Origin of the sequence: Bradyrhizobium sp. AZCC 1693 (genome assembly GCF_036924745.1) — a bacterium.
Lineage (GTDB): Bacteria > Pseudomonadota > Alphaproteobacteria > Rhizobiales > Xanthobacteraceae > Bradyrhizobium.
Genome location: NZ_JAZHSD010000001.1, coordinates 4,382,949 through 4,401,235, shown reverse-complemented (window position 1 = coordinate 4,401,235; position 18,287 = coordinate 4,382,949). Strand labels below are relative to the sequence as shown.

Here is an 18,287-nt window from a genome sequence, read left to right as displayed (position 1 = left end):
TTTGCATCAGCCGCGCACGCCGGAGATAAATTTCCCGATCTGCGCAATCGCCCGATGGGCCTCGGGCAGCATTGGCACGAACAAATGCCAGGCGTGCGGCATGCGGCGCCATATCTCGATCTTGCTGCGCGAATTGTGTGAGCGCAGCTTCTCCGCCATGCGGACAGCGTCGTCCCTGAGAATTTCATCGCTGCCCACCTGAATAAGCACCGGCGGCAATCCGGCGGGATCGCCATAGAGCGGCGAAGCGTGGGGCGTCCGCGGATCGATTCCGCCGAGATAGAGTTTCGCCAAGCCGGGCAGATCCTCGGCGTTCAGCATCGGATCGGCCGCTGCATTCGTTTTCAAGGAGGAGCCGGTCAGGGCCAGATCGGTCCAGGGCGACAAGGCGACAGCCGCGGCGGGAAGCGGTTTGCCGTTGTCACGCAGTCTCAACAGCAGGCCCAGCGCCAGGCCGCCGCCAGCCGAATCTCCTGCCACAAACAACTGACCGATATCGGGTGTGTGATCGGCAAGCCAATGATGGCCCTCCATGGCATCCTCAAGCGCTGCCGGAAAAGGGTGCTCCGGAGCCAGGCGGTATTCCAGCGCCCAGATGCGCGCTTCCAAGGCGTCGGCAATCCGCCAAAGGAAATGTCGGTAATAGATAGGTGCGCCGGAAACATATGCGCCGCCGTGGAGATAGAGCACGTTGCGTTCGGGCCGGGATGCGGACGTGGTGACCTGGTGAAGGGTCACTCGACCGGCCTCGATCTTGACCGTTGCGCTCCGGGCGGGCGGGCGCGGCACAAACCGCTCCATCGCACGCATATTTCGTCGCCAGTGCTCGACATCGAGATTTCCGCCGCGCCGCTTGAGCAACATGCGAATACCGATGCGCAGGAATTCGGCCCGCACGCTCATAGCTGGTCCTTGCGCTCAAGCCCTGAACGGCGCGGCCCTGGGCAAACGCGGGCGGTCAGTCTCTCCAGGTCGCTCTGCCACGATGAGACCGTCCTCGATCTCGACGATGCGATCCGCAAACGGGACGACGCGCGGATCGTGGGTGACGACCAGCACCGCTCGCTCGCGCTCATGGGCGGTGTCGGCGAGAATGCGCATGATGCTGCGGCCGTTCTTTCCATCCAGCGCCCCGGTCGGCTCGTCGGCGAGGACGACAGAAGGGTTTGCGACGAGCGCGCGCGCTATGGCGACCCTTTGCTGCTCGCCGCCGCTGAGCCCACCCGGCAAACTATCCGCCTTCTGCTCGAGCCCAACCATTGCAAGGGCCTCCCGCGACTTTTTCGCCGCCTGCCTGCCGTGTTCGCTGCGAATATCCAGCGCCAATTGCACGTTCTGGGCCGCGGTCAGCGTCGGGAACAGATGATAGGACTGGAACACGAACCCAACATGCTCGCGCCGAATCCTGGCAAGTGCTTCCTTGTCGGCGTTGGACGTCGGCGTACCGCATACGGTGATACTACCTGAGTTCGGCGTCAGCATGCATCCAAGAACCAGCAGCAATGTGGTCTTGCCGCTGCCGGAGGGGCCCATCAGCAATGTCAGCTCGCCCCGGCGCAGCGAGAGATCGATGCCGCGCAGCGCCTGCACCTCGCCGGCGCCGCGACCCAGCGTCTTCTCCACCGACCTGGCTTCAATTACGTAATCATTCATCGCATGAACACCGTGGCTGGATCGATACGCACCACACGGACGATCGCCCCGATACCCGACGCGACGCACATCACCACAGTCAGGGCGAACAGCGCCGCCATTAGCCATGGCGTGATCACGATCGGCAATGCACTTTTCGCGGTCATCTGGACGACGAGCGAGCCGATCCCCGCGGCGATGCAGAATCCGATCACGGCATTGATGAGCGCCTGATAGATGATCACACCGTAGATATAGGCGTTCGAGGAACCCATCGCACGCAACGTGGCGAATTCGCTCAAATGGTCCTTGGTGCTGGAGTAGAGAGTCTGCGCGACGATCACGGTGCCGACGATCATCCCGAGCAATGCACCGGCAAACAGCGCGGCTCCGGCGCCGGTGCCGAACAGCCAGAATGACCGGCTGCGGCTACTGAAATCGTCTGAAGTAAGAACTTCCGCCTCGCCGGCCTGCGCGCGGATGGCGCTGAGGGCCTTCTCCCGATCGGCATCGCTTTTCAGCCGAACAAGGATACTGCTGGCGCGATCGCGCGGCGTTCCGGTGTAAATGCGCACGTTTTTCTGGTCGACAAACACGTAAGGCGTCGTGGCGAACGAGCGAATTCCGTCCGTGATGGCGACCACGCGCACCTTGCGGCCGCGTATTTCCGCGGTCGAGCCGACGCCGCTCACGCCGAGCCTGTCAAAATAGGAGCGGTCGACTGCAACATTCGCGCCCTGCGTCAACGTCTGTACGTTGCCGTCCACGACATTGAACGGCTGCAAGCTGCCGTCGCGTAGCTCGGATCCCACTATGAACACCGGCGTCACTTCGCCGCTTTCCAGCCGCCAGTCCGAGAATCCGATCACCAGCGGGACCGCCGAACTCACGCCCTCAACCGTTGCGATGCGGTCTCGCAGCTTGACGTCGAGGAGCGAAGGATCCTCAAAGCATTTGGCGCCCTTGGGCAGAATCCAGAAATCAGCCGAAGCATGGTCAATCATCGTCGTGACCATTCGACCGAAACCGAGAAACAGGCCCATCTGGATCATGACAAGGACGACCGAGAAGACGATTCCGACGAGGGTCGCGACGAAGCGAAGCCGGTCGTGAAACAGGTTTCGGGACGCAAGTGTCAGTGTCAGCGACATGTCGGCATCCGTTTATGGCGATTGATTGGTCATGGCTCTCTCGCCTCGCAGCTCGGAATGGTGCCAAACGAGCGTCTTCACTCCGATCTTCAGACCGGCGCATGCAGTCAGACTGAGGGTGAGCGCAGCTGCAAATACGATAGTTGCTTTGCCAATGGCCGCGAGATCGGTGTCGAGCAGCGCGTATTGCAGCCACACCACGATGACGTAATGCACCAGATAGATGCCGTAGGCATGGCTTGAGAGGCGGTCGAGCACGCGATGGCGCGACCGCAACAACCGAAGGCAGATCGCGATCAGACACAGCGCGGCGGCCGCAGAAGCAACCGGAAACGCGAGCGCCGAAGCCACGCGAGAGATCGGCGCGCTTGCCTGCCAGTCTGGCATAGTCAGCGATGTGAGCCCGCCCCATACGGACATGCTGGCCACGGCCGCGGCAAGCCAGGCCAGCCAATGACGAGCAAGCGGACCATCGGGACGCAATATGCTGTGTTCGGGTCGATGGCTGCCAATCGCAAATCCCGCGAAGAAATAGACGACATAGTGCAATGGCCGGCTGAGCTGAAATGAAAATGGACCGAGGAAGGTCCATTCCCACGGCGTAAAGGTCATCGCCAGTGGCACATAGGCCAACGCGGAGAGCATTGTGAGCCCGATGAAAAACCTCAGCGGATAGTCGGCAATGCGGGCTACCAGCCCGCTCAACGCCTTTAGCCAATGTGGAGCGAGCGCGTGGAGAGCGGCCGCAACCGCGCCCAGGAGAAAGATTTGCCACAAGAACCATTGCGGACCGGCAGGCCACATCGGGAGCGCCCGCCAATGTTGCCAGAAAGCAGTGATGGAGGAATCGGCCGCCGTCAGCCGATAGGACGCGAAGTAGGCGAGAGGACTGAGAATGCCGACGGCGAAGACGAATGGCAGGCCGATCCGCCACGAACGCTCCAAAAGGTAGGTGAGGGTCCCCTTGCGACCCAGGCTGGTCGGCGTGAATAGGCCGGCCAGGAAAAACATCAGCGACATCAGGCTGACGTCCTGCCACGCGCAAAACAGGTCGAAGCCGAACCAGCGCTCCCGATCGAGAATAGGAAATGCGATCCAGCGATAGGGCGGCGCGTCGAATTGAAAGGGATGGGATGGTTGTGATGCGAGATATGGCAGTACGGAATGGAATGCGACCACGATGACAATGGTGATCGCGCGCAAGTTGCTGAGGGGCACGTTAACCTGTGACGACACGGCTATTCGTCCCGCGCTGCACCGGAACCGACCGGAACCGCAGGGATCAACGTGGAGTCGCCTCGCCTGTTCCCGCTAACCGTCGGAACTATCGTTCGTAGGAGGTCCGACCCGAACTGCCCTTTGTCGGCTACCCGACTAAGACAGCGCTTGGATCACCGCGATGCCGATTTCGCCGCCGGCGTGACGCGCCAGATCGTGTTGCCGACGTCGTCGGCGACGAGCAACGCGCCCTGCTTGTCGAGCCGCACGCCGACGGGGCGGCCCTGCGCCTCGCCCGTCTCGTTGAGAAAGCCGGTCAGCACGTCCTGCGGCGCACCCGAAGGCTTGCCATCCTTGAACGGAACGAAGATTACCTTGTAGCCGGCGCGCGGCTTGCGATTCCACGAGCCGTGCTGGCCGATGAACGCGCCGCCTTCCATCTCGGGCGGAAACAGATTGCCGGTGTTGAAGGCGAGCCCAAGCGAAGCCGTATGGGCGCCGAGCGCATAATCCGGGGCCATCGCCTTCTGCACCAGGTCGGGCCGCCGCGGCTCGACGCGCGTGTCGACGTGATCTCCGTAATAGCTGTAGGGCCAGCCGTAGAACGCGCCGTCCTTCACCGCGGTCATGTAGTCGGGCACCAGATCGTTGCCGAGTTCATCGCGCTCGTTGACGACGACCCAGAGCTCGCCGGTTTTCGGATTCCAGGCCGGGCCGTTGGGGTTGCGCAAGCCCGAGGCGAACACGCGCCATTGGCCGCTGGCACGGTCGACTTCCAGCACCGCGGCGCGATCCTTCTCGGCGTCGATGCCGTTCTCGGCCACATTGCTGTTGGAGCCGACGGTTGCATAGAGCTTGGTGCCGTCCGGGCTTGCCGTGAGATCCTTGGTCCAGTGGTGATTGAGCGTGCCGGCGGGCAGGTCCGCCAGCTTGACGCCGGGGGCGCTGATCCTGGTGTCGCCTTCGCGATAGGCGAACTTCATGATCGCATCGGTATTGGCGACATAGAAATCCTCGCCGACCAGCACCATTCCGAACGGCGAATTCAGCCCGCTGAGGAAGGTGCTTCGCGTCTCGGCTAAGCCGTCGCCGTCGGCATCGCGCAGCAGCGTGATGCGGTTGGCGCTCGGAACCCCCGCGCCCGCCCAGCTCTGCGCCTGCTTGTAGATAAAACCCTTGATGCCCTTGCCGTCATCCGGTTTCGGCGGCGCGTTGCTTTCGGCGACCAGCACGTCGCCGTTCGGCAGCACATAGACCGTACGCGGATGGTCGAGCCCGGTGGCGAAGGCATTGACCGTCATGCCGTTGGCGGCGATCGGCTTGGCGCCGTCGGTCCAGCGGCTGGCCGACGCGATATCGACCGTCGGGATCCACGAATGTTCCGGCGGCGGCAGGTTGGGCGAAGGACCATAGCTCTGCGCCACGGTCGCGGTATCCCTGGGGTCGTTACAGGCGGCAAGCGGCAGCGCCAGCGCACCGACGCATATTGCCTGGAGAAGGAGGTTGTTACGCATGGCGGGTTCCTCGGGAGGTTGATCTTACAATGCGGCCCCCGCCTGAACGTTCGTGTGGTCCGGCATGAATTTCGCGTGAAATGGGCGGCCGGCGACGCCCCGCCTGCAATCCCGCAGGCCCCCATTGCGCCATTCGCACGTGGAATCATTCCCCACCATGCTAGGAAGCAGCGCGTCGCGGCTACCCAAGCCCGCGCGCGGGGAGCAGAAATGTCCGACCTCGGCGTTGCCGAAATTCCCGTCGACGAGAAAGAACGCCCGCTTCCGCCACTGGCGGCGCCGGTGAAGAACGCGCTCGTCGACGGCCCGATTCTGCGCACGCTGTTGTGGCTGGCCTGGCCGAACGTGATCGCGCTGACCGCCGGTACCTGCGTGGTCATCGCCGAGACCTCCTATATCGGGCGCCTGGGCGTGGAATCGCTGGCCGCGATGGCGCTGGTATTCCCGATCGTGATCCTGACCATGACCATGTCGGGCGGAGCCATGGGCGGCGGCGTGGCGTCGGCGATCGCGCGTGCGCTCGGCGCCGGCGATATCGAGCGAGCTTCGACGCTGGCGGCGCATGCGCTCCTGATCGGCTTCTGCTTCGGCCTGACCTTCATGCTGGGCATGCTGATCTTCGGGCCCGCGCTGCTCGAACTGCTCGGCGGGCGCGGTAACGTGCTGACGCAGGCGGTTGCCTATACGCAAATTTTCTTCGGCGGCGCCGTGGTGCCGTGGCTGATGAACACGATCTCCGGCATTTTGCGGGGCACCGGCAACATGAAGCTGCCGTCACTAATGATGCTCTCATCGGCCGTCTGCCAGATCATTCTCGGCGGCACGCTGGGCCTGGGCCTCGGCCCGATCCCGCAATTCGGCATGCGCGGCGTCGCCGCCGGCTCGCTGATCGCCTACCTGATCAGCATCTCCGTGATGTCCTGGTATCTGTTCTCGGGCCGCGCGCGCGTCGTTCCCAAGATCAGGGGCCTTCGCATTCGCATGCCGATGTTCATCGACATCCTGAAGGTCGGCGCCATCTCCTGTTTCTCGCCGCTGCAGTCGGTTTTGACCATCAGCATCTTCACCCACATGCTGGCGAGCTTCGGCACCGAAATCCTCGCCGGCTATGGCATCGGCGCGCGGCTCGAATTCATGCTGACGTCGATCTCATTTGCGGTTGGCATCGCCTCGGTGCCGATGGTCGGCATGGCGATCGGCGCGGAGCGCATCGCGCGGGCCCGCAGGATCTGCTGGATCGCCGGGGTCGTCGCATTCGTCTCGGTCGGCGCGGTTGCGAGTGTCATTGCTGTATTCCCCGACATCTGGGTCAATCTCTTCACCGACGATGCGAGCGTACGCGCCGCCAGCCGGCAGTATTTGTCTACGGCGGCGCCGATGTATGCTTTCCTCGGCCTTAGCACGACATGCTATTTCTCATCGCAGGGCGCGGCCAAGGTGATCGGCCCGGTGCTGGCGCAGACCGTGCGGTTGCTGTTTATCGGCACCGGCGGCTGGTGGCTGTCCACGCACAATGCGACCGCACAGGACTTCTTCAGGCTGGCGGCGGCCTCGATGGTATTGCTCGGCGTGCTGTCGTGCGTCAGCGTGATGCTGACCCGCTGGGGGCCGAAGCTGCCTGTGCCCGTGGTGAAGCCGGCGTTATTGTAATATCGGACATTAGCAAAGATCGTCATTCCGGGATGGTGCGTTAGCACCAGACCCGGAATCTCGAGATTACACCGTAACCTTCGGGCTGATCTGTGAGAAAGATCACGCCTACCTGCGATGCGCGGTGAACTCGGTGATGACACGCCATGTTGCGCCCGCATCCGCCGAGACTTCGCCGCGCCAGAGGAATGAATCGGCGGCGATATCTCTAAAACTCCAGCGGGCCAGTTGGCCGTCCGGCCGCGTGCCCAACTGCACGATGTCAGAGCCTTCCGCGCGGCCGATCATCTGCAGGAAATTCCGCGTCACCGGGTCGGTCCACTGAATCCGCCACGCGTCGATATCGGGATCGTAGACGCGCAGCGTGGTGCCGTACGAGTTGAAATTGGCCGCGGCATCGCCGTGCCGCAGCGCGCCGCGCGGCGGCACGATCCAGACATCCTGGATCGCGCGCCCCTCCAGCGCCCAGCCAAAATGCCATTCGCCGGCGCGGCGGCGTTCGCGGCCGTCTTCGGAAAATTGCCTGACATCGAGATCCCACGAGCCGACGAAGCGGCCGTAGAGATCCATCCTGCCGGCGCGGTCGGCCGAGGGGCCGTCCGCGCCGAGAGCGTCGAGAAACGGTGATATCATGCGGCGCTGCGTCCCAGTGCTTTTTGCATGGCGAGCAGGCCCAGATCCATCTGCCCGTCCATATAGGGCGCGATCTCGTTCGGCAGCACATCCGCAATCCACACAAAGCGGGTGCGGCCGTCGCTTTCGGCAAAAACCTGCGCCGAGGCGCTGTGCTGCCTGATGCGTTCGCTGACGATGGCATAGACCAGCCGCCGCTTCGTGTCGTCGCAATTGACCAGGATTTCGCGCGCGACCGTGCCGTTGCCGAACGTCACGATGCGCGCGTCGCCGTCGAGCTTGGTGTCGGTGACGAAGCCGGGAACGAGCCGGTTATGCAGCGCGCCGAAATCGCGCAACGCGTCCCAGACGTCGGCGGGCGATGCGTCGATGATGGTTTCCTTGTGGATAGAGGCCATGGTGATTTTCCTTTGCAGATCGGCGTAGGGTGGGCAAAGGCGCGTTAGCGCCGTGCCCACCATCCAACCGAGATTTCTATTTTGATCGGTGGGCACGCTGCCGCTTTGCCCACCCTCGTTCGTTCCTCGCGATGACGTTCCAGCACTACGTAGAAACCGCCTCGACATTGTTGCCATCGGGGTCGATCAGGAACGCCGCGTAATAGGTCGGGCTGTAATCCGCGCGTGGCCCGGCGCCGCCATTGTCGCGGCCGCCGGCCTTCAGGCCCTTGGCATGGAATTGCTTGATCGCGGCGTGATCCTTGGCGCGGAACGCGACATGCGCGGCTGAGCCGGCCGCCCCCTTGTGCTGATGCAGCCAGAGCGCCGGTGCGCCCTTCGGGCCAAAGCCCGCGCCGGAACCGTCGCGCGAGCACAGCACGAAGCCGAGCGGCGCGAGCGCTGCCGTGTAGAAGCGCACGCTGGCGTCGAGATTGCCGACGCGTAATCCGATGTGGTCGTACATGAGTTTCTCCAGTCAAAAGCGCGCGATGTCGCGCGGCCTGGAGAAAGCCTAGCTAGTTGAGGGCCATCCGTTCTTGGAAAATCTTGCGGTCACCCCGCGAGGCCTGACGGAACTTTAGCGGCGAGGCCCCGGCAGCGCGGCCAAACGTGCGCACGAAATTGGACAGGTCTGCAAAGCCGACGTCATAGGCGATATCTGTGACCGGGCTGTCGTCGTCGGCCAGACGCCGCGCGGCATGGCGCAGCCGCGAACGCAGCAGATACTGGTGGGGCGTTACGCCGAGCACATCCGAGAACAGCCGCAGGAAATGAAATGGACTGATACCGGCCTGATCGGCGGCGTCTTCCAGAGTGATTGGCCGATGCGAGTTGGCATCGATCCACAACGCGGTTTCCACCGCGCGGCGGCGATCGCGCGCGGCATCGGGGCCGGGTTTGCGCGGCTTGCCGGAAACCACCTCGACAAAACGGCTCGCCAGCACCTGGCCGATCTCGTCGAGGCCGATGTCGCTGCTGCCATCTGCTGCCGATTGCGCCAGTTCCCCGAGCACCACCAGTTCCGGCAGCGGCGGCACGGCGCCGACCTGCCAGGGGGTCTGGCTGTCGCCGATCGCTTCCACCAGTTCGGGACCGATGAAGAACGACAGGCACTCGTCGCCGCAGACATGCTCGTGGGTGCAGGTATATTCATCGCCGGGATGGCCGATCAGCACCGATCCCGCCACCAGTTCGCTGAACTTGCCGCGGCAATGCAGGCCGAAACTGCCCTTGCGCACATAGGAAATCGAATAACGGCTATGCTGCTCCGCAAACGGCTTGTCACCGGGCGCTGCGGTGCAGCGAAAGTCGGAAACGGAAATGGATTTGCGTTCGAGAAGCGTGGTCGCCGTCATCCCGCGGATTTAAGTATGCGCGCGCGGCGGTGCAACCGGCAGCAGCACATCGAACAGCGTCTTGCTGACGGTCGGGCTCGCGCCCTCGATCGAGAGCAGCCGCCGCTTGGAGATCGCCCCGCCGTGCGGCGATATCTTGTCGGCATAATTGCCCGCTTCGAGCACGCGATGGCAGGGCACGATGATCATGAACGGGTTGCGGCCGATCGCCTGCGCCACCGAATAGACTGCGCCGGATGCGCGCAAGGCCGAAGCTATTTCCGCGTAGGTCCGGGTTTCGCCACGCGGAATCGAGCGCGCATAGGCGTAGACGCGCTGGCTGAAAGCCGGAATGCCGGCCATATCAAGCGTGACCTCGGCGAAATCGCACGCAGCCCCGCGCAGCAGGGCGGTGATGCCTTCGATTGCAACCTGGACATCTTGGGGAGGGCGAAGTTCGCGGGCATCCGGATAGAGTTGATAGAGCCGCCGCCGCGTATCGATCTCGCGCACTTCAGGGAGTTGCACGCCGATAATGCCCGACGGCCCCCACGCGATACCGCAGCGGCCGATCCCCGAATCGAAAATAGTGTAGCCACGCCCCATCATACGCCACCAGGCCCCGAAGGGATCATAGCACCGGCTTGAGAGAGCGCATCTGGAATTTTGTGGAAGTTAACAGCGAAGCGAGACGGGCAACGGAACAGCTTGGCGGATCGTGCGATGTCGGCTAATCATGGGGCGCGACCGCGGGCGTAGTTCAATGGTAGAACGGCAGCTTCCCAAGCTGCATACGAGGGTTCGATTCCCTTCGCCCGCTCCACTCCATGGTGCATGCCTATCCCTGCATCGGGTTCATCGCCCCGACCGTTGTCTGTTGCAGAACCGCGCCGCATCACCAGCCTGAATACGGATGCCGGAGACGGGGTCGCGTATCTGCTGTTGCCGCGCCTCACACTGTGCCTGTGTTTCAACGCGCCCTTTGCCGGCGGCCTGGACAGATCCGCCCGATGGGGACCGGTCGGCCCTCGTTTGCGCCTGTGCGCCAATCGCAAATGTAAGCGTGATTGCTACCACGAGTGCAGTCCGCATTTCAGCTTCCCACGTGTTACTACGGTTGGGTAGTTCGCTTGACGGTAAACCGGTGCGCTGACGAGGAACGCCGAGAGCTTCTTCGCTGCACTGGCAGGACCTTCGACTTCGTCCCGCACGAACGGGAAAGCAACAGTCTTGCTTAAAAAATCTAGCAGCTCAGAAAAGAGGCTCCCATTTTTTTTGGAATCTGGCCTCCTTAGTTGCCGGAGAGTTCGTCTGATTCGCGAATTAATGACAGTCCACAATGGAGGCTGCCATGAAAGCATTCGGTCGCGTACTAACGTTGTTCGGCATTCTTCTGGTGTCCTTTCGTGCTGACGCTCACGATCCGTCGATGCCGCACCACGAGTGGTTCAACGCGCAGGAAATGAACCCGGCCGCACGGAAGCGGCTCGGTGTCCCCTGGAAGTCATGCTGCGACAACGGCGACGTATTCAAAACCCGCTTCAGGGTGGCTGAAGATCGCTCAGACCAGTGGCAATACCTGAAGGATGGACAGTGGAGAACTGTCCCGCCTGACATCATCAAGGAGGAGGATACGCCGGACCATCTGCCCGTGCTGTTCATCAATAGGCACACGGGAATGGAGCTCTGCTTCTTCGTGCCGAAGGGTGGATTGTGACGCTTTAGGCCTGTCGCCAGTTCGACCCGCCGACTATGGGCAACACCGGTCTATCTTTCACCGGCGATCACGCGTAGGGTCGCTTCGTCGCAAGACGATGGCGCTGAACCTTAGAGTGGACTGCGGGCAGACCCGGGGGCAGTACCCGGCGCCTCCACCTTAGCAGCTTGAGCTTAAAGGTCTCATCTCGGTGAGATCGATTCTGCCGAAAGGCCGAATCCCAGGGCTGCTAGGGCGGGGGCGAACCAGGATCGATGGTCGCAAAGAAGCTCTGAATTGTGCTCGGCATGATACCGCCGTTATCGGGTCAAAAACCTAAATGCAAATGATAACGTTGCATTGAACGAAGTGCGCCTCGCGGCGTAACCGTTCGGGGTTGGTCCACCTGGCAACAGAACGGCCATCGCCGCGTCAGCCTTCGGGTTGGCGCGGCTTTTATCTGCGGCCCGGCGCGCTCCTCGCGCGTTGCCTTCAATTTCCGCCGCTGATGTGCTAATCTGGGTTCATGGTTAGAACGCTCGAACAAGCCATCGCGCAGATTTCCCGGCTCCCGGACGCCGATCAAGAACAGATCGGCCGAAAACTGCTCACGCATGTCGAAAAACTTAGGGCGATTCGCACTGAGATAGATAAGGGCATCCAGTCACTGGACGAAGGCAAGGGTCGCGCCCTGGATATGGAAGCTTTCCTTCGCGACAAGAATTCGCGGCATGGCGGAGCATAAGCCAGCGATTGTTTGGTCGCCTGAAGCTCTCGCCGATATTGACCACCTTTGGGACTATTACGTTCAAGCGGCAGGACGGGGCACCGCAGACAGAATTTTGCGTGAGATCGCGAAGGCCATTGCAGTCATAAATGACTTTCCACTTGCCGGCCGGGCGCGGGATGAAATCCGATCCGGCCTGCGCTCCCTGGCGACTGCGCCCCAAATTGTATTCTATCGATTGAAGGATGACCGGCCGGAAATCGTGCGGGTGCTCGACGGTAGGCAGGATATCGAAGAGATTTTTTCGGATGGTCAGAACGGGTAGGCCCGCGTCGAGAGACGTTACAAATGGAGTTGAGCGTTGACCCAGGCGATCACTTCCACCGACACCTCCCGCAACAATCTGCTGATGGTCGCCGCCGGCGGCATCATCTCCGGCATCCTCACGCCGCTGCTGCCCGGGCTGATCGACATGATCGCGGGCGGTTCCGGCCAGCTTCGCATTTCGCTGATCGCGGTGCCGTTCGCCGTGCTGGTCTTCATTCTGGTGCGGCGCTTCAGCACGAATCCGCTTTGGGCGGCGGGGCTTGCCGCGATCGTCACCATGATCGCGTTTGTCTGCGCGGTGAACGCGGCGATCTTTATCGAGGGACAGACCGCGGGCGCTGCGACGGTCATGCGCTATCTGCTCGCCGGATTGACGGGCGGCCTCGTCGGCACGGCAGTGATGGCGCTCGGAATCGCGCTGCTGCCGGCAGGGCCGCGCGCGGCCGCCGCATGGTGGTCGATGCTGATCACGGGGACGCTGGCCGGCACGCTGCTGGCGCTCGACAATGCACTCGGCCTCGACCAGGTCTCGTTGCTCTATCCGGTCTGGCAAGCGGCGGTCGCGGTGCGGCTGGTGATGGCGCTGCGGTCCTGACGGCCCAGCGCCGCGTGCAGCCCCGTAGTTCTACCGTACCGCATTAAGGCCTGCATTAAGGCTGCCTTAGCCGGGTTCCGCCTACGTTGACCGCTCCTTCCAAGCAGCGGAATCACAAAATGCGGATCGGTCGTCTCTTTGCGGTATCGATGCTTTCGGTGACGGTCCTGGCGGTCGTTCTTGGTGCCGGCGTTTTGGTGCCGCAGTACCGGACCTTTGCCAGCAAGACCGAGGCGATCAAGGCGGTGGAGGCCTATGGCACGGTGCTGGCGGTCGGCCAGCAGGTCGCCGGCTACCGCGCGCCCTATGTCGGTCCGCTGTTTCAGGAAGGTGCCGCGACGCAGGCCCAGCTCGAGGTGGCCGCGAAGGCCGTGCAGACCGCAGACGCCGCGTTCGCAAAAGCGCGGACTGCCGTCGGCGCGCTCAGCGATGGCGCCGTTATCGTCCAGGGCCTCAATCAGGCGGCGGCCAAACTGGCCGAGGTTCGCACAGCGAGCGATCGCGCGATGGGCTTGCCGATGAACGCGCGCGATCAGGTGGCGATCAAGGGTTTTCTGCCGGGCATTGCCGCCGTTGTCGGGATTCTCGAACCGCTGTTGAACCGCCTTGAAAATCAGGTCGCGATGGCGGACGCGTCGTTGACCGCGCTGCTAAATGTCGCCCGCACGTCGCAGGATCTGCGGATCTCGGCCGGCGGCCGGGCTGCTACGGTGTCACTCGCGATCAGCACCCGCCGTCCGCTGACGGCGGCTGAAATCTCCGGCATGGACCGCGCCCAGGGCCGCGTCGATCTCGATCGCGAACGGATCGAGGCCGGTGTCGATCAGATCGGCAGCCCGCCGCGTCTTGCGAAAGCGATGAACGACGCGGTCGAGGCCTATTTCGGCAAGGCCGCGCCATGGCTTGAAAAGGAAATGGCGACCGGACGCAACGACGGCAAATTCGCGATCAACTCCGATCAGCTCGCCGGCACGATCGTGCCGGCGGTGCAGGCCTTCTTCGCCGCGCGCGATGCCGCGCTGGCGGAGGCGGGAGAACGCGCGGGCGCCGCGCGCGATGGGGCGCTGACGATGCTGGTGCTGGCCGGCCTTGCCGTTATGGCGCTGCTCGGCGTGCTTGCCGGCGTCACCATGATGCTGCGCCGGCGCGTGATTACGCCGCTTGCGACACTGACCGGCGTGGTTGGCGACCTCGCCGCCGGCCGGCATGACGTCACCATCCCGACGGTCGAACGTGCTGATGAAATCGGCGCCATGGCCGGCTCGCTGCAGGTCTTCAAGGACGCCCTGATCGCCAAGAAGGCTGCCGATGAGGCGGCCGCGGTGGAGGCAGATGCAAAGATCCGGCGCGGGCAACGCGTCGACCGGATCACCAGCGATTTCGAAGCGATGATCGGCGAGATCGTCGAAATCGTGTCGTCGGCCTCGACCGAGCTGGAAGCTTCCGCCGGCACGCTGACGGCGACCGCGGAGCGTTCGGAGGAGCTTGCCACCACGGTTGCGGCGGCATCCGAGGAAGCCTCCACCAATGTGCAATCGGTGGCATCCGCCACCGAAGAGATGGCTTCCTCGGTCAACGAGATCAGCCGCCAGGTCCAGGGCTCGGCGCGTATCGCCAATGAGGCGGTGGAGCAGGCGCAGAAGACCAATGACCGCGTCGCCGAACTCGCCAAGGCCGCCGCCCGCATCGGCGACGTGGTGGAGCTGATCAACACCATCGCCGGCCAGACCAACCTGCTGGCGCTCAATGCCACCATCGAGGCGGCGCGGGCCGGTGAGGCCGGGCGCGGTTTCGCGGTCGTGGCGTCCGAAGTGAAGGCGCTGGCCGAACAGACGGCGAAAGCGACCGGCGAGATCAGCCAGCAGATATCGGGCATCCAGGCCGCGACCCAGGAATCCGTCGGCGCCATCAAGGAGATCGGCGACACCATCGGACGGATGTCCGAGATCGCCTCCACCATCGCGGCCGCCGTCGAGGAGCAGGGCGCGGCGACCCAGGAAATTTCCCGCAACGTGCAGCAGGCCGCGCACGGCACGCAGCAGGTGTCCTCCAACATCGCCGACGTGCAGCGTGGCGCCAGCGAGACGGGGTCGGCGTCCGCGCAGGTGCTGACGGCGGCAAAGTCACTGTCCGGCGAGAGCGACCGGCTCAAGCGCGAGGTCGGCAAGTTCCTCGGCTCGGTGCGGGCTGCCTGAGCCGCGCGCTACGGCGCGATCGTCAGCACCGCCTTCATGTTCGGATGATAGCGGCAGTAATATTCGACGCTGCCGGCTTTCTTCAGCACCGACGTCACGGTCTTTTTCGGCGGTGTGGTCACGTCGAAATCGCCATTCCGAGCGGTCGCGGTGTGCGCGAGCACATCCTTGTTGATCCACTCGATGGTGTCGCCGACCCTGGCCGAAACCTCTGATGGCGCGAACACCAGATTGTCGATCGTGATCTGGATCGTCGCCGCATGCGCCGGGATTTCCATCGCTCCGAACAGCAAGGCGGCCATAGCAGGCAGATAGCGTCCCGGACGCATCGCGGGCTCGCTTATTTCAGCTTGGCGGCGACTTGTTCGGCGTGCTGCTGGTGGCCCTGAAAAATCTTCAGGCCAGTCTGCAGCAGGCTCTTCAACTCGGCATTGCTGGCCGACGGGATCAACTGCGTTTCCAGCGCGCCGTTGACGGCCTTGTGGTAGGCGACCTCATTGGCGACATAGGCCTTGTCGTATTCGGCGCCCTTCAGCTTGGCGAGTTCGGCGAGCTTCTCAGTGGCCTGCTTCGACAGCGTCTTGCTGGTGTCGTTGTCCTCCGGCGTCACCTTCAGCTTCTTGACGAGGTCGAGCGCCTGCTTGTTCACGGCCTCATGGTCGCGCACCATGTCCTGCGCGAATGCCTTGACGTCCTTGTTGCCGGCCTTCTCGATCGCCTGCTTGGCGGCGGCGATGTCGATGACCCCTGCGGTGTAGGCGATATGCGCGATCTGGGGATCGGTGGGCTTTGCGCCCTGCGCCAGCGCGGCGCTGCTTAGGATGCTCAATGCGGCGATCGCCGCGCTCAGTCGAACGAACATGTCTGACACTCCTGTGGCGCGGCGCGGAGGCCGCGCGTTGTTGGGGCACAGGAGTTGGATGGCGGGGACGCGCAGAGGTCCCCGGAAAAGTTAATCGAAATCCAGCCGCTTCAACACGGCATCCGTCAGCCGTTCGCAACGCCTTCCGGCAAAGGGAAACGCTTCCATCACCACGGGGCCGATCTTCTTCTCGACGTTGTCGCGCAGCATCGTGCGGGCGCGGTGCAACCGGCTCTTCACCGTCTCCGGCTTCAGCGAGAGAATCTCGGCGGTCTCTTCCACATTCATCCCTTCGATGACGCGGGTGATGAAGACGAGACGAAACGCTTCCGGCAATTCATCGATGGCATGCTCGACGACATGCTGGATTTCACGCTGGGCCATGGATTTTTCCGGATCGTCGCCGGCGGCGAGAGGAAACTGAATGATTTGGGCTTCGAGCGCGCCCTGTGGCAATGCGTCGATATCGACGCCTGGCCGCTGGCGGCGCAGCCGGCCGAGCGCCTCGTTCATGGTGATCCGCGACAGCCAGGTCGACAGGCTGGAATCGCCGCGAAAGCTTTCCAGATGGGTGAAGGCGCGGACGTAGGCTTCCTGCACCACGTCCTCGGCCTCGCTGTCGTTGCGCAGGATGCCGCGGGCGAGACGATAGAGCCTGCGGTTGTTTGCCTGCATGATGGCGCGGACAGCCGCCTCGTCGCGGGCCAGCGCCCGCCGCACCAGCTCGGCATCGCCGGATTCGACGGGCGCAATTTGCGGTATCTGGGCCTGGCGCATGATGTCCACCAATAACAGGGTATTGGGGTTGGATGCGGCAGAGGGAAACAGGTTCCCGAAATATTTCGGTTTTGCAGGGTGGTTAGGCGCTCGCCGGAACCTGATCCAGGAACCCGGTGATGCTGCGGATGCGGCCGTCGCTGAGCACGGCGAAATCCGTGCCCTTGATCGGGCTGTCGCCACCATCGGGACCCAGCCCCCAGGAGAAGCGGACGTGGTCGCCAAAGCCGTTGGGCTCGCCGATCAGCCTGAATTTGAAATCCGGAAAGCGCTGCTGCACGCCGGCGACGAGGGCGTCCACGCCATCATGCCCATCGCCTGACATCAGCGGGTCGACATAGCGGGCATCGCTGGTCCAGTTCTGGCTGAGGATTTCGCGCCGGCGGCTTGGGGTCCGCTCGTTCCACAAATCGATGTAGCGGTTCGCGACGGTCTTGTGATCGGTCATGTTGCTCTCCTTCGATGACGCCGGATGGATCGGCTGAACGCACTATCGAAGGTTCGACCGGGCTGATCGATTACCTTGGAGGTCAAGGATTTGACCTCGGAGGTCAAGGATTTCGACTTTGCAAGTCCTCCGTTCCGCTGCCGCCTCTGCCATGGGCATCAAGCGCATCGAGGAAGCATCGCACTTTTGCGGGAACGAACTGGCGGGCCGGCAGCAGCGCGTGAATGTTGAGCGGCTCGCAGATATGGTCGGTGAGGATTCGCCGCAGCAATCCCGCTTCCTCCGCCGCTCTGGTAAAGCTCGCCGTCACCCGCAACACGCCGAGCCCGGCGAGTGCTGCCTGCAAGCGGATATCGGCATTCGAACTCACCAGCCGCGCGTTCCGAACCGTGAGATGCTCGGTGATGCCGGCCGGTGTGGTCAGCGCCCAGGGCGCGTCGTGGGGGCCGGTCAACACCGGAAGGCGGGCGAGTTCTTCGAGGGTCCGCGGTTCCCCAAATTTTTCCAACAGCGCAGGCGCGGCGTACAAGCCGCGTTCCAGCGACGAAACCCTGCGGATCACGATTCCCGTCGAAGGCAGCGGTGACTCCAGCATCGCAAACACGATGTCGTAATTTTCGGCTACCGGACTGACGATCTCGTGCTCGACATCGATCCGGATCGCGAGATCCGGATAGCGAGCCATCAATTCGAGCGCGACGGGGCCGGCATGGTGCGCACCGAACTCGTAGGGCGACTTGATGCGCAACGTGCCTGCGACGGCGCTGCTCATTGCCAGCGCCTCGCCATGCGTATCGTGCAGCGCAGTGAACAGCGGCCTCACGCGCTGATAGATGGTGCCGCCGGCATCCGTCAGGCGCAAATGGCGCGTCGTTCGCTCGATCAGCCGCAGGCCGAGATTGGCTTCCAGCCGCTGCACTGCAGCACTGAGGCTCGATTTGGGATGGCCGAGCACGCGCGCGGCGGCGCTAAAGCCGCCATGCTGCACCACCTCGCAAAACAGCTCCCAATCGCGCCAGTCCATCGGGGCCATCGTCCATGTGGCGGGACAGTGTGTCCAGAGAATCCGGATATCCGCCGAAATACCG

At 63.3% G+C, this 18,287-nt stretch carries 21 protein-coding genes, 1 tRNA gene and 1 other RNA gene; 8 read left to right on the top strand and 15 right to left on the bottom strand.

The features are described from left to right. Positions 1-6: 6 nt before the first annotated feature. The 5 genes from V1293_RS21075 to V1293_RS21055 form a co-directional block, all read right to left on the bottom strand. On the bottom strand, positions 7-903 hold the full coding sequence (locus V1293_RS21075; RefSeq protein WP_334511886.1) for an alpha/beta hydrolase: 897 nt from the start codon (positions 901-903) through the stop codon (positions 7-9). A 15-nt stretch (positions 904-918) separates the two neighbouring features. Then, positions 919-1,653, bottom strand: coding sequence for an ABC transporter ATP-binding protein (locus V1293_RS21070; RefSeq protein WP_334511884.1), 735 nt, complete (start codon positions 1,651-1,653; stop codon positions 919-921). Then, the gene (locus tag V1293_RS21065) at positions 1,650-2,783 is read right to left on the bottom strand and encodes an ABC transporter permease (protein ID WP_334511882.1); all 1,134 of its coding nucleotides are present in this window, start codon (positions 2,781-2,783) and stop codon (positions 1,650-1,652) included. The genes V1293_RS21070 and V1293_RS21065 overlap by 4 nt, the downstream gene beginning before the upstream one ends. A gap of 12 nt (positions 2,784-2,795) precedes the next feature. Beyond that, a complete protein-coding gene (locus V1293_RS21060) occupies positions 2,796-4,019 on the bottom strand; it encodes an acyltransferase family protein (protein ID WP_334511879.1) in 1,224 nt (407 codons plus the stop codon). A 155-nt stretch (positions 4,020-4,174) separates the two neighbouring features. Next, the gene (locus V1293_RS21055) at positions 4,175-5,515 is read right to left on the bottom strand and encodes a PQQ-dependent sugar dehydrogenase (protein ID WP_334511877.1); all 1,341 of its coding nucleotides are present in this window, start codon (positions 5,513-5,515) and stop codon (positions 4,175-4,177) included. A gap of 210 nt (positions 5,516-5,725) precedes the next feature. Between V1293_RS21055 and V1293_RS21050 the strand changes: the two genes are divergently transcribed. Further along, positions 5,726-7,165: an MATE family efflux transporter gene (locus V1293_RS21050; RefSeq protein WP_334511875.1), complete on the top strand. Its 1,440-nt coding sequence runs from the start codon at positions 5,726-5,728 to the stop codon at positions 7,163-7,165. Between the two features lie 108 nt (positions 7,166-7,273). Here the strand turns inward: V1293_RS21050 and V1293_RS21045 are convergent, their stop codons facing one another. The 5 genes from V1293_RS21045 to V1293_RS21025 all read right to left on the bottom strand — a co-directional run bounded on the left by V1293_RS21045 (position 7,274) and on the right by V1293_RS21025 (position 10,181). Then, positions 7,274-7,798: a hypothetical protein gene (locus V1293_RS21045; protein WP_334511873.1), complete on the bottom strand. Its 525-nt coding sequence runs from the start codon at positions 7,796-7,798 to the stop codon at positions 7,274-7,276. Next, complete coding sequence (locus V1293_RS21040; RefSeq protein ID WP_334511871.1) at positions 7,795-8,196, bottom strand: SRPBCC family protein; 402 nt, start codon at positions 8,194-8,196, stop codon at positions 7,795-7,797. The genes V1293_RS21045 and V1293_RS21040 overlap by 4 nt, the downstream gene beginning before the upstream one ends. A 145-nt stretch (positions 8,197-8,341) precedes the next feature. Beyond that, positions 8,342-8,701, bottom strand: coding sequence for a VOC family protein (locus V1293_RS21035; protein WP_334511868.1), 360 nt, complete (start codon positions 8,699-8,701; stop codon positions 8,342-8,344). A 52-nt stretch (positions 8,702-8,753) separates the two neighbouring features. Beyond that, the gene (locus V1293_RS21030; RefSeq protein WP_334511867.1) at positions 8,754-9,593 is read right to left on the bottom strand and encodes a helix-turn-helix transcriptional regulator; all 840 of its coding nucleotides are present in this window, start codon (positions 9,591-9,593) and stop codon (positions 8,754-8,756) included. A 9-nt stretch (positions 9,594-9,602) separates the two neighbouring features. Further along, positions 9,603-10,181 (bottom strand): methylated-DNA--[protein]-cysteine S-methyltransferase, encoded by a 579-nt coding sequence (locus tag V1293_RS21025; RefSeq protein ID WP_334511865.1) that lies wholly within the window; start codon positions 10,179-10,181, stop codon positions 9,603-9,605. A 140-nt stretch (positions 10,182-10,321) separates the two neighbouring features. Here V1293_RS21025 and V1293_RS21020 point away from each other — a divergent pair. From V1293_RS21020 to V1293_RS20990, 7 genes are all read left to right on the top strand, one after another. Continuing rightward, a tRNA-Gly gene (locus tag V1293_RS21020) sits at positions 10,322-10,395 on the top strand. A gap of 528 nt (positions 10,396-10,923) precedes the next feature. Further along, positions 10,924-11,289 (top strand): hypothetical protein, encoded by a 366-nt coding sequence (locus V1293_RS21015; RefSeq protein WP_334511864.1) that lies wholly within the window; start codon positions 10,924-10,926, stop codon positions 11,287-11,289. 47 nt (positions 11,290-11,336) lie between these two features. After that, positions 11,337-11,697: a transfer-messenger RNA gene (ssrA, locus tag V1293_RS21010) on the top strand. A gap of 97 nt (positions 11,698-11,794) precedes the next feature. Further along, positions 11,795-12,013 (top strand): hypothetical protein, encoded by a 219-nt coding sequence (locus tag V1293_RS21005; protein ID WP_334511862.1) that lies wholly within the window; start codon positions 11,795-11,797, stop codon positions 12,011-12,013. After that, positions 12,000-12,320, top strand: coding sequence for a type II toxin-antitoxin system RelE/ParE family toxin (locus tag V1293_RS21000; protein ID WP_334511861.1), 321 nt, complete (start codon positions 12,000-12,002; stop codon positions 12,318-12,320). Before V1293_RS21005 ends, V1293_RS21000 begins: the two co-directional genes overlap by 14 nt. 36 nt (positions 12,321-12,356) lie before the next feature. Further along, positions 12,357-12,917 (top strand): hypothetical protein, encoded by a 561-nt coding sequence (locus V1293_RS20995; RefSeq protein ID WP_334511860.1) that lies wholly within the window; start codon positions 12,357-12,359, stop codon positions 12,915-12,917. A 119-nt stretch (positions 12,918-13,036) separates the two neighbouring features. Next, a complete protein-coding gene (locus V1293_RS20990) occupies positions 13,037-15,112 on the top strand; it encodes a methyl-accepting chemotaxis protein (protein ID WP_334511858.1) in 2,076 nt (691 codons plus the stop codon). Between the two features lie 8 nt (positions 15,113-15,120). Here V1293_RS20990 and V1293_RS20985 read toward each other — a convergent pair whose 3' ends face one another. The 5 genes from V1293_RS20985 to V1293_RS20965 all read right to left on the bottom strand — a co-directional run bounded on the left by V1293_RS20985 (position 15,121) and on the right by V1293_RS20965 (position 18,223). After that, the gene (locus V1293_RS20985) at positions 15,121-15,441 is read right to left on the bottom strand and encodes a cupredoxin domain-containing protein (protein ID WP_334511856.1); all 321 of its coding nucleotides are present in this window, start codon (positions 15,439-15,441) and stop codon (positions 15,121-15,123) included. An 11-nt stretch (positions 15,442-15,452) separates the two neighbouring features. Continuing rightward, the gene (locus tag V1293_RS20980) at positions 15,453-15,974 is read right to left on the bottom strand and encodes a DUF4142 domain-containing protein (RefSeq protein WP_334511854.1); all 522 of its coding nucleotides are present in this window, start codon (positions 15,972-15,974) and stop codon (positions 15,453-15,455) included. A gap of 90 nt (positions 15,975-16,064) precedes the next feature. Then, a complete protein-coding gene (locus tag V1293_RS20975; protein WP_334511852.1) occupies positions 16,065-16,751 on the bottom strand; it encodes an RNA polymerase sigma factor in 687 nt (228 codons plus the stop codon). 82 nt (positions 16,752-16,833) lie between these two features. Further along, the gene (locus tag V1293_RS20970) at positions 16,834-17,199 is read right to left on the bottom strand and encodes a nuclear transport factor 2 family protein (protein WP_334511850.1); all 366 of its coding nucleotides are present in this window, start codon (positions 17,197-17,199) and stop codon (positions 16,834-16,836) included. Between the two features lie 103 nt (positions 17,200-17,302). Next, on the bottom strand, positions 17,303-18,223 hold the full coding sequence (locus tag V1293_RS20965; RefSeq protein ID WP_334511848.1) for a LysR family transcriptional regulator: 921 nt from the start codon (positions 18,221-18,223) through the stop codon (positions 17,303-17,305). Positions 18,224-18,287 lie beyond the last annotated feature (64 nt).